Source organism: Proteiniphilum sp. (genome assembly GCF_040307845.1).
In the GTDB taxonomy this organism is placed as follows: domain Bacteria; phylum Bacteroidota; class Bacteroidia; order Bacteroidales; family Dysgonomonadaceae; genus Proteiniphilum.
This window is the reverse complement of the sequence record NZ_JAWRIS010000022.1, coordinates 1-11,380: the sequence shown is the minus strand read 5'-3', so window position 1 is coordinate 11,380 and position 11,380 is coordinate 1. Positions and strand designations below refer to the sequence as shown.

The 11,380-nt window shown below is 32.9% G+C and carries 8 protein-coding genes; all 8 read left to right on the top strand.

Annotation, left to right across the window (positions count from 1 at the left end):
- The first annotated feature begins 108 nt into the window (after positions 1-108).
- The 8 genes from ABV001_RS05440 (at position 109) to ABV001_RS05405 (ending at position 11,285) form a co-directional block, all read left to right on the top strand.
- The gene (locus ABV001_RS05440; RefSeq protein ID WP_352421869.1) at positions 109-1,521 is read left to right on the top strand and encodes an oligosaccharide flippase family protein; all 1,413 of its coding nucleotides are present in this window, start codon (positions 109-111) and stop codon (positions 1,519-1,521) included.
- On the top strand, positions 1,518-2,555 hold the full coding sequence (locus ABV001_RS05435; protein WP_352421868.1) for a glycosyltransferase family 4 protein: 1,038 nt from the start codon (positions 1,518-1,520) through the stop codon (positions 2,553-2,555). The genes ABV001_RS05440 and ABV001_RS05435 overlap by 4 nt, the downstream gene beginning before the upstream one ends.
- Before the next feature lie 214 nt (positions 2,556-2,769).
- Positions 2,770-3,921 carry an O-antigen polymerase gene (locus ABV001_RS05430; RefSeq protein WP_352421867.1) on the top strand — a complete coding sequence of 384 codons (1,152 nt, stop codon included), beginning with the start codon at positions 2,770-2,772 and terminating at the stop codon, positions 3,919-3,921.
- Between the two features lie 7 nt (positions 3,922-3,928).
- On the top strand, positions 3,929-4,882 hold the full coding sequence (locus ABV001_RS05425) for a GNAT family N-acetyltransferase (RefSeq protein ID WP_352421866.1): 954 nt from the start codon (positions 3,929-3,931) through the stop codon (positions 4,880-4,882).
- A gap of 4 nt (positions 4,883-4,886) precedes the next feature.
- Complete coding sequence (locus ABV001_RS05420) at positions 4,887-5,666, top strand: polysaccharide deacetylase family protein (protein ID WP_352421865.1); 780 nt, start codon at positions 4,887-4,889, stop codon at positions 5,664-5,666.
- Positions 5,663-6,793: a glycosyltransferase gene (locus ABV001_RS05415; RefSeq protein WP_352421864.1), complete on the top strand. Its 1,131-nt coding sequence runs from the start codon at positions 5,663-5,665 to the stop codon at positions 6,791-6,793. The genes ABV001_RS05420 and ABV001_RS05415 overlap by 4 nt, the downstream gene beginning before the upstream one ends.
- Positions 6,794-6,894: 101 nt before the next feature.
- On the top strand, positions 6,895-9,882 hold the full coding sequence (locus tag ABV001_RS05410; protein WP_352421863.1) for a P-loop NTPase fold protein: 2,988 nt from the start codon (positions 6,895-6,897) through the stop codon (positions 9,880-9,882).
- Between the two features lie 32 nt (positions 9,883-9,914).
- Positions 9,915-11,285, top strand: coding sequence for a phenylacetate--CoA ligase family protein (locus ABV001_RS05405; protein WP_352421862.1), 1,371 nt, complete (start codon positions 9,915-9,917; stop codon positions 11,283-11,285).
- The last annotated feature ends 95 nt before the right edge of the window (positions 11,286-11,380 follow it).

Genomic DNA, 11,380 nt, shown 5'->3' with positions numbered 1-11,380 from the left:
GGTGAAATTGGAAAAATGGGATTTTCGGAGGAGACTCATAGAATTAGATAACTAAAATATTTCTCGCCCATCAGTTTTAAAATGTAAATTCGAAGTATTTTTATAAGAATGATTAAAGCGGCTTTTTGGAGTATCTTTGATAGAATTTTAGTTCAACTCATAAATTTTGCAATTACCATTATAATAGCAAGATATCTTGTTCCTGCCGAGTTATCAACAATAGCAATTATAACTGCTTATATTTATTTTCTCAATATTTTTGTAGATAGTGGTCTCACTATTTCAATCATTAGAAATCAAAATATTTCGGATAGGGAAATTTCCGCAATCTTTGTATTTAATCTTATAATAAGCATATTCTTAATTGTTCTTACATTATTCACATCGAACTCGATCGAATTCTTTTTTGAAGTAGAAAATTTATCTTTTTTCTTAAATATTTCTTCTCTAATTCTTTTTTTTAATGCATTTTCTTTTGTTCGTTATGCTAGACTTGAACAAAAGATGAACTTTAAATTATTAAGTATCATAAATCTAATATCAATTATTATTTCGGGGGTTGTGTGTTTTATTATGCTAAAATTTAATTATGGCATTATGGCTGTGGTAGTATTTAATATAATATCTTCCTTCATAAAGAATCTTTTATATATTATCTTTACACCAATGTTTAAAATACAACGTTTTAGCTTTTCTGACTTTAAACCTCATTTTTATTTTGGAAAGAATCTTTTGGTGTCGAGTGGAGTGGAAGCTGTGTACAACCATGCATTTCCCGTTGTAATTGCAAAATTATATTCTCCCCATGATGCAGGATTATTTTTCCAATCAAAGCGGTTAATAGATGGAGTTGTTGGACTTATTTCAGGAGCAAGTAGAAGACTTTTTTTGCCCATTGCTTCCAAAGAAGGTAATAATTTGGAAAAAACAAAAGAGCTGTTAATGAAAATTTTGAAGGTTGTAAATTATATAACGATCTTTATAGTTGGTGTTTTTTTTATTAATTCTGAACTTATAATTACTTCTTTGATGGGTGATAAATGGGTGGAATCGGTCCCAATTTTTAGGATATTATCGATCGGCATGATTTTTTATGCACCCTTTTTTTTATGCATTGATGTATTTAAGGTTCAAGGAGATTCCCACTTATATTCGAAACTAATAGTGTATACGAGAATATTCTCCACTGTTTTAGTTCTTCTCTCTTCTTTTTTAGGTTTCACATATTTAGTATATTTTTTTTCCTTATCTCAATTGCTGATGTTCTTATACGCAGTTATTCAAATTCATAAAAAATATGATTACTCAATTGGAAATATTTTTTCAACTATATTTCCCTTTTTCTCTATATTCCTTTTGAGTCTTTGTGGAGCATATGGAATTGTGTTTCTGGATATCGAAAATAAAATTTTCTTTTGGGGATTGCAAACAGTTGTCTTCAGTCTGCTATATACATGCTTGATTTATTTTTTATTTAAATATATTCCTTTAAAGGCAACATTAATGAAGTTTAGAAAATGAAAAAAAAAATATTGTTTCTTCAATCAGAAATTCATAATTATCATATTTCGCTTTTAAAAGAGATAGTGGATACTTATGGGTATAATATTATTGTAATATATAAAGACAAAAACACCCAAACGCCTTATGTGCCACCCAAATTGGATGGTGTTGAATTTATTGGAAAAAGTAGTTTTGATGATTTTAAAGCTTTAAAATCATACGTTTTAAGATTAGAACTTGTCTTAATCAGAACTTCAGGTTGGATGGATAAAGAATATTTGAGAATTTCAAGGGGTTTAAAGAAAAGAAAGAATATTGTTGTTGCTGTTTCTGATACTCAGTGGAAAAATAATTTTAAGCAGACATTAGGAGCATTTTTAATAGGTAGATACATAAAAAACTCTTTTTCAAAAATAATGGTTGCAGGACCATATCAGTTTGAATATGCAAGAAGAATTGGTTTCTCAAAAAAGGACATATTATTCAATAATTTAAGTGCTGATACAAATGTATATGATACAATTAAGATAGACAATGATTATAGTAAAACTATTCTATATGTCGGTAACCTGGAAGAGGTGAAGGGTACCCATATTTTATTAGAGGCTTGGTCTTCTTTAAAAGAGAAAAATGGTTGGAAATTAGAGTTAATCGGACAGGGTAAGTTTTTTAATTATACCATTGCACCGGATATTGTCTACAGAGGTTATTTGGAAAACATAGAAATTCATGATGCTATGAAATCTTCAGGTTTTCTTATATTACCAAGTAAAAGAGAACAGTGGGGCGTGGTAATGCACGAAGCTACTTTATCTGGATTGCCAATTATATGTTCTGATGAAGTGGGGGCTATACCTTACTTTTTAATTTCAGGATATAATGGTTTTACTTTTCAAACAGGAAATGTGAAAGATTTAGCAGATAAATTGGAATTTATTCTTAATTTAAAAGAAGAGGAAATTAGACAAATGAAAAAAAACAGCTTAAGCTTGGGGCATCGGATAACAACTCCTATATCGGCTGCTTCACTAATGTCTGCAATTATTTCATGAAAGTAAACATGATCATCTCTATTTGCATAAAACTAATAGTAAATTCAATCAAATGAAGTTTAAGGATTTGATTTTTATTTCATTTTTTTTAATTTTTTCATCCATTATATTATTAATAGATGATTGTAACTTACTTGGACAAATATACTTTTATGTGATAGTAGTTTATATAGGAATATCTATATTTCTTAACAAGAGGATTCAATTAATAGATGTGTGGAATGTAGCTTTTGTGTTTATTATATTATCTGAAATTATTCTTTTAGACACTTCCGATAAATATTTTATCAATGCTTCTAAATATCTTCTAATAGCTAATAATATCGTTAATATTGGATACGCACTCCTTCCTAATAAGGAAATAATAATTGAAACTTCGTTTCCTGATATTCGAAATAGGAGTCAATTATTAATTACCCCGGTAATCATAGGAATAGTCATTGTCTATTTTTTGATGAATTTTAAAGAAGCTTTTTATACCTTCACGGTTGGGAGAAATGTTGTAATTAGAGAAGGAGAAGGTGGCTCTTTTGTAAATACTATATTTAGTGTGATAGGATTTATTTTGCCTGCTGTCTTAGCTTACTATTACGTTTATATCAAAAAGAAATCTTTATTAATTCCGATTTTTTTATCGGTACCGATATTTGTAATTTTATTCTTAAAAGGTACTCGTTTCCCGTTATTGTTTTCTTTATTAGGCTTTTTTATCGTGACTCAAGCTAAACATTTTAATAAAATGTCATTAAAGCATTTTTTTTATGTGTTATTGATATTAATCACCTTAAGCTATGGAACTAGCTTAATGAGACATTTTCGCTCCTCTACCACAAAGGATTCAGAATTTCATTTATTTGATAATAGTGTCAATAGGTCTGATCTACCATCAATATTATCCTCATCTATTATGAGTCCCGAGGGTATTGTGGATATGACAGCACTGATGTTTAAACATTTTGAAACAAATGATCATTTATACGGAGCTTCTAGTAGTTTTATATTCTATTTCTGGGTGCCTCGTCAAATTTGGCCTGATAAGCCTACAATGTTAGGGAATTGGTTTATCAGACTCTATAGGGGAGGGTTCGCTGAAGGACATAGTGCGTCATTCGGGTTTACTGGAGATTTATATGCAGATTTTGGGCTAATTTCTTTGATTCTTGTGTTTTTTATTGGTGTTTTGCTTAAATATGCAGAGAATTATAAAAATGCAGTTTTTAGCCAAGAAGGGTTTAATATAGTTATGGGTGCAATGCTATATCCTTATGTATTTTTCTTTGTTCGTTCTCCTATTACTTCAACAACAATGTTTTTAGGTATGCTGTTTTTCTATTACCTATTTAAAAAGATAATTTTTGTAAAGTGATATAAATATGAACTACTTCATTTTTAATTATGAAACAGATAAACAATTAATTGATAGTTTCTTGGAATCCGCTTCGTTGGCACATAAAATTCCACAAAAAACAAAAGAGTGGTTTTTATGGAAATTCAGGGATAATCCTTATGGAGAAGCAATATTGGCTTGTGCGGAGGAAGATGAAAAAATAGTTGGATGTGTGGCTTATGGCATGCAACCATTTTGGTTGAAAGGAGAAAAAAGAGAAGCAGTACTTTCTTTTGAGACATTTGTACACCCACAATATCAAGGGAAGGGGATATTTAGTAATTTGATTGAATTGGGGGAAAAAGAGGTAATATCCAAGAAAATTGATTTTATGCTGAATTTCCCTAATTCAAATAGCTTGAGGGGGTTTTTAAAAAAAGGATGGAAAAGTATTGATAATCCGGATTATTGGATTAAAGGGAGAAATGTATATACAATTCCACTCGGGTTTAAATATTTAAAAAAAGGTTTTCACCCCAATCAATCTAACTTGACAAATTTAATCCTTCCAATGGATTTTATCCAATCTCCTAAGAAGCAACTCACTTCTGTAATTACTCCGGAGTATTTAAAATGGCGCTTTTTCACTTATCCTGTTTCAGAGTATCGTGTTATAGAAAATGAAAATTTCCATGCTGTTATCAGAGTAGGAAAAAGGGGTAATCTAAATGAAGGACAAGTCCTTTTCATGAATGAAAAAAACAAGGCTTCATTCAAGATGAATTCTTTTCTGAAACTCTGTAAGTCGAAATTTCAATATGATATATTGAGTTTTTCCATATCTAAGAATAATCCAATAAGGAAGAATCTTCTAAATCATTTTTTTATTAAAGTGCCTAATCAGGCCAATATCTGTTACAAAATTATTGATGATAAGAAGATTACAAGGGGAGATATAGAAAATTTATCATTAAGTGCTATAAATTATCATACTTATTAAGAACATGAGAGCATTTTTACGAGATAATTATTTGAAGTTGATGGGTAGTATTAAAAAGCCCCAACCGGGTATTCATATTATTAATTCTCATTACGTGACACCTTCTGTTGTTGATTATAAAAGGGATGCCGAAATCTTTGAACGATATTTAAGGTTCTTGAGGAGTATAGGTGATTTTATTACGCTTGAAGAAGCAACTCGAAGAATATTTGCAAAAGATTTTCCAAATGATAAGGTCTTGATAAGTTTTACGTTTGATGATGGTTTTGAAGAGTGCTATGGCATAATTGCACCGCTATTAGAAAAATTTAATACGAAGGGCACGTTTTTTATCAACGCAAATTACATTGATTCGTACGATAGATATCAGGAACAATTTCATCAGCGAGTTAATACTTACACAAAAAATCCTATGACATGGGAGCAAGTCGAAAATTTACATGAAAGGGGACATTTGATAGGGTCGCATAATTTCGATCATGTGGATTTTAGTGAGTTGTCGAGTAATGACGTGGAATTTCAATTAAGAGAAAATAAAAAGATATTAGAGCAAAAATTGGACTATCAATGTGAATATTTTGCTTGGACATATGGGCAGTTAAGGCATTTTCCTGAAAATGCGTTGAAGATAACAAAGAAATATCATAAATATATTTTTAGTGGGACTAATTATAAATTTTATAGCTCTCTAGATGGAGAAGTTATAAATAGAAGACATATAGAATCTTTTTTCCCTAAATCTTACATTCGGTATTTTTTGTCTCATAAGAAAAAAATAAAATGAAACTTATAATTAATACCTCTAACATTGTTGTTGGTGGGGGAATTCAGGTCAGCCTTTCCTTTATAGAGGAACTAAGAAAATTCAAAGGTAACGAGTATCATCTTTTTTTATCTCAAGCAGTAGCTCGTCAAATTGAAGAAAATGAATATCCGGATAATTTTAAATTTTATCACTTTAATTGCTCCCCAGCGAGTATCGCAAAAGGATATAAAATTAGGCAAAGACTAAACTATCTTGAAAATAAGATTAAGCCGGATTTAGTTTTCACCGTTTTTGGTCCTGCCTATTGGAAGCCGAAATCAATTCATGTTTCCGGTTTTGCTAATGGATGGTGTTATAACCCTAACTCCATCGCATTTAGATGTTTGAGCTTAAAAAGAAGAATTAATAGTCGTCTTTCGAGAATAATCAAAAACCATAAGATTAAAAAAGCTGATTTTCTGATTGTTGAGACAGAGGATGCCAAATATAAAATTAATAAGTTCCTTCATATTCCAACTTCTGAAATTTTTGTTGTGGGTAATACTTATCATCCGGTATATGCTAAGTATAGGAATAAACTTGAGAATGGTGAAAACTTAGTTGATAAAACTTTTAGATTGCTTGTACTGAGCGCATTTTATCCTCATAAAAACCTTGAGATAATTAATAATGTTATTCCATTATTGAAGGAAAAATCAGAAAAGAAATTCACTTTTTATCTTACGATAAAAGAGGAGGATTTTAAGAATAATTTTTCAAAATCGGAGTACATCATTAATCTTGGACCACAAAAAATCGAAAACTGTCCAGAATTATATAACAAGTCAGATGCTCTCTTTCTACCCACATTACTTGAAACATTTAGTGCTAATTATCCTGAAGCGATGATTATGAGAAAACCAATTCTTACGTCGGACTTAGATTTTGCAAAAGATATTTGCAGAGATGCGGCACTTTATTTTGATCCGTTAAATCCTGAGGATATTGCTAATAAAATAATACAGCTCACAGAAGATAAAGAGCTATATACTTCTTTGGTTGAAAATGGAAAGAAACAGATATTAGATTTTGAGACATCAGAGAGCAGGGCTGAAAAATATATGAGTCTCTTTGCTGAAATAATTAGCATTGGAATAGGACTTTAAAATTGATAAATATCGATTCCCATTTTTTTGAGTATGATCGAAATCTAATGGAACAAGACAAGGGACAAGATGCTGAAAGTGAGTTTTAAGAAAGGGAAATAATGGACGCTACGGTTTTAAATAAGAGGCTGAAAATTATTCGGGAATGGCTTTTAAAAAACAGGAATAATTGGCTGATATTTTTTTTGTTGCTTATATTTGTCATTGTCACACGAGACTTTATGGCTGATATACTCGATAAAATATGGGTTAAACCGTTTATGTCTAAGATGTACGAAGATGCATTATGCTATTCTATTGCTGCTTCTCTGGTGTTAATTATATATTACATATCCTGCTGTCGGGAAAGAGTTATATCCAAGCCGCGTATTCTCATTCTTGGTACCTTGTTTATAATTTATTTGTCCAGTGTTATTTACAGTTGTACAAGTAATGAGCATGGTTGGTTCTATAAATCGTTCAACGATTCAAAAAACATGCTGACCTATTATGTAACACTATTATATGCAATTTCCCTGATAGGTGAATTGTACCTTTATAAAAGAAGACATACTCTACAAAGACGAGAGGATTCTAATTGTTCTTTGATTTATGAGACGCCCGTTAAAAAAGAAGAAGAGGACTCTTACAAAAGGAGACAATACGCAGAGATAGTGGCACAGAAAATAAATGATAATTTCCATAAAGAGGGCTCTTTTGTAATCGGCATAACGGGAAACTGGGGTTCAGGAAAGACCAGTTTCCTTAATCTAATAAAACTAAAATTAGGACATCCGGATGTTGATAATCATGACGTCGGGGCGGCGGCTGATAATAACAGTGGAATGAATGTGATATTTGAATTCAAGCCTTGGCTCTCTTCTTCCGCTAACAATATCATCACCGATTTTTTTGCACAACTATCCAAGGATGTATCTGGTTATATCCCCAATTTTACTAATCAATTGACTAAGTATGTTGATGCGCTGTCTGATTTGACCGCCACAGAGCCGATATTCAATAACGGTCTTAAAGTAATAAGACGTGGATTATCCGAATCAACAGTAAACCGGTACGAAAAAATCAAAGAAATACTTGAAAAGTCAAAACTAAAAACGCTCATTTTTGTAGATGATACCGACAGGCTTTCCGAAGAGGAGATACTTGAATTATTCCGGTTAGTAAGGAATACGGCCAACTTTCCTTATCTGCAATTTGTAATCACATACGACCGTGATTATTTAATCAAAACTTTGAAGGTTGCCAATCCAGAGAAGTATATGGAAAAGATATTTAATCTGGAAATTACATTGCCCACATTCGATTCCGGGGTTATCCGAGAGTTCCTGTGGGAGGAAGTGAATTCCAAGTTAATAAACCAGGCATATAAACAGGCATATAAAGATGTTATTAGAGGCTTCCTCCAGAGTTTTGAAGATGAATTCCCTGTCGAGAAACTAATCAGGACACGTAGAGACGTAATCCGTTTTACCAATGCATTTATTATAAATATAGAGGCTTTGTCTAAATCACTTCAAGAGATAAATATACTGGACTTATTCAAACTGGAATTAATCAGGTACAGGTATCCGGCTTATTATGATCTTCTTTCACAAGATCCTTTGTCGGAATTAGGCATCTATAATGACACATATCGATATAAAAAGGGACAGATAAAAGAGAATGAGCAATCAGCATTAAATGAAAAATTACAGAAGATTCCTGTAGAAAGCAAAATTCTTCCGGATAAGAGGCACAAATATATAAGTCCCGAAAATGTGGTCTCAGTTTGTATGGATAATCTCTTTCCCAAAACACCGTTACTGGATTATAATTCAATTTCCAGATTAAGAGCATTCGACCAGTATTTCCGGTACCGCTACGATGAGAAGAATATTACTGTATCGGAGGCGATTCTCCTCCTCCAAGAAAGTAATGCTACAAAACAGTTGCAGCAGATAGAGGATTATTATTCGAACAAAAGAGAAAGAGAGATTTTTCACATGGTGGAGTCCTTTATTTCTAAGTGGGAGGCTACACCTAAAGAAGAAGAAAAACAGTTACCATTTTATTACAAAACTATCTTGGCTTTTTTATCCGCGGTAATGAATAGTGAGAAAAAGGAATTGATAGAGGAAGTAACCGCTGCATGTTCCCCTATTTTCACCCAATCGATATATGGGAACTTGGATTATTACCTTGAGATATTGCAGTTATGGGATAAAATTCCATCTTTTGAAGTTGTCAGAGATTCTGCCATTATCTCTGGAATACTGTTTAAAGGGAATTTGCAAGCTAAAATCAGGAGAGAAATAACCCAAGATGGTTTACATAAAATAGAGGAATTCCTTAGAGAATGTAAGAATTTGACCCGGATGTCGAATTTACTCAACGATTATACAAATCCGGACAACGATTCTCCTTTGGTGCTCGAAAAAACGCTACTCAAGGAAGTGCAACTCTCTTATTTTATGAAATATGCTGAAAAAGGAATGGTGGATGAAGATTGCATAACCTTGTTTGTAAATTGTGCCGATATTGAACCAACATCCCAGAAATTCTTATGGAATGACAAAGCGTCAGCCAAGTTGAGGGAACTTGTAGATATTGATTCCCAAGGATATATGTCGGTTTTTATTATAAACAATGAAATCAATATTTTCCCGTCAACTTCTTGGGAGCCAGTTTTTCAAAAAAATCCTGAAGAACTGGAAAAGTACTTATTCGCACACGATAAAGACCAACTTACGGGAGTAAATAAAGCCCGTACTGTGTGGAGATTATACAAGAATAATGGATATAAAGATATTCAGGTCAATGACCCGCGCTGGAAAAACTTAAACCGGGACACACTCATTGCCAGGTTAGGTGCGTTATTAGATAAAATGCTCAAAATAAAAGAGGAGGTGGAGCAAATAAAAATTGAAGCGGACGAGACAATTGAATCAGAGAAGAACAAAGTCGATAGACTGCAAGAACTGCGAGAAGAATTAAGTGCTATTCCTCTTTATATAACACTGAATGGTGATTTAAGCAGAGAAATCGATCAAAAAATATCCGCATCTCCCACTATAACGAAGATGAAAGACAAGTTGGGGTTAGACAATTAATACGACGATAGGATTACTTGTTAAAAAGACAGATGAGCATAGCAGTATATTTAAAAAACAACCTGAAAAATATTTCGCCCGGTATGGGACGTTTTATCAACAGACTTCCATACCAGTACAGGCCGGGAATCGGAGCGATTTACAGCCGAAGGGAAAAAGAAATTACATCGTACGAAGCATTTTCTGCCGAAGAGAAACAATCATTTATCTTTCAACGTATGAAAGAAATTGTGGATTTCGCTTATCAAAATGTCCCCGCCTATAAGAGGTATTATGATCAGGAAGGTTTCCGTCCTGAAGAACTAAGGGGTTTTGAAGATTTACGAAAAATCCCTTTGACAAGCAAGAGTATATTGAATAAGTATCCTTTGGAAGAGAGATCGTTTCCCAAACAAGGAAGATATATTGTCAATACGGGAGGTTCCTCCGGAACCCCATTCGGTTTTTATATTGAGCCAAGCTCTATAGGACATGAGTGGGCGCACATGCATACCATCTGGAACAAACTGGGTTATAAAGTGTCCGATTTTAAATTGGGTTTCGGTGGCAGAAGCAATATTCGCAATTATGTGGATTATGACCCTGTAAGGAACACCTTTGGATTGGATCTTTATTCCGATTACAAAAAGGTTTCCCAAAAACTGAAGGAGATTCTAAAAACACATACGGTGAAATATTTGCACGGATACCCCTCTTCTATCTATGATTTCTCGATTTTCTGCAAAGAACAGGATAAGGAACTACAGGACTTACTTTCAACACAGTTAAAAGGCGCTTTCATGGGGTCAGAATTTCCACATCCGCATTACAGGGCGGTCATTGAAAATGTATTCGGCATTGATACTATATCGTGGTACGGGCACACCGAAAGGTGTATATTAGCGTATGAGAAAAAGCAAAAATTCGTATACGAACCATTTCAAACGTATGGCTATACCGAGGTGGTTAATAAGAATGGAATAGATGAATTAGTCGCTACCGGTTATTATAACCAGGCGTCTCCTTTGATCAGATACAACACTAACGATGAAGTCACACAACCGGTCATTGAGAACGGAATATTAAAAAGCTTCCAGATGAAAGGAGGCCGATCGGGTGAAGTTGTGATTGACAGGGACGGCAAGAGAATTAATCTCACGGGATTAATTTTTGGGCGGCACCATGAAATATTTAATTATTCGAAATTTATTCAGGTAAAACAGATCAAACCGGGTATCATTGAAATTCATTATGTGGCGGATTCCATTCCTGAAAATGAAGCAGCAAAACTGTTCGACGCCAATAATATAAACATGGATATCTCATTTGTGAAAGAAAAAGAACCGGTACGCACCATTTCAGGAAAGATAAATTTATTCACTATTAACCGACTAAAAATAAAATTAGTCGGATTATTCTTATAACTTGCTTATTATCAATCTCTATTTTATTCTTTTAAAATCCTACCCTCTTGCGTCACAACTCCAGAGAGAGCTGTACGGCAGGACTTTTATTACGT

What these genes read in the sequence shown, in the direction of transcription:
- ABV001_RS05440 (WP_352421869.1), top strand. Translation starts at nt 109, where the DNA reads ATGATTAAAGCGGCTTTTTGGAGTATCTTTGATAGAATTTTAGTTCAA.
- ABV001_RS05435 (WP_352421868.1), top strand. Translation starts at nt 1,518, where the DNA reads ATGAAAAAAAAAATATTGTTTCTTCAATCAGAAATTCATAATTATCAT.
- ABV001_RS05425 (WP_352421866.1), top strand. Translation starts at nt 3,929, where the DNA reads ATGAACTACTTCATTTTTAATTATGAAACAGATAAACAATTAATTGAT.
- ABV001_RS05420 (WP_352421865.1), top strand. Translation starts at nt 4,887, where the DNA reads ATGAGAGCATTTTTACGAGATAATTATTTGAAGTTGATGGGTAGTATT.
- ABV001_RS05415 (WP_352421864.1), top strand. Translation starts at nt 5,663, where the DNA reads ATGAAACTTATAATTAATACCTCTAACATTGTTGTTGGTGGGGGAATT.
- ABV001_RS05410 (WP_352421863.1), top strand. Translation starts at nt 6,895, where the DNA reads ATGGACGCTACGGTTTTAAATAAGAGGCTGAAAATTATTCGGGAATGG.
- ABV001_RS05405 (WP_352421862.1), top strand. Translation starts at nt 9,915, where the DNA reads ATGAGCATAGCAGTATATTTAAAAAACAACCTGAAAAATATTTCGCCC.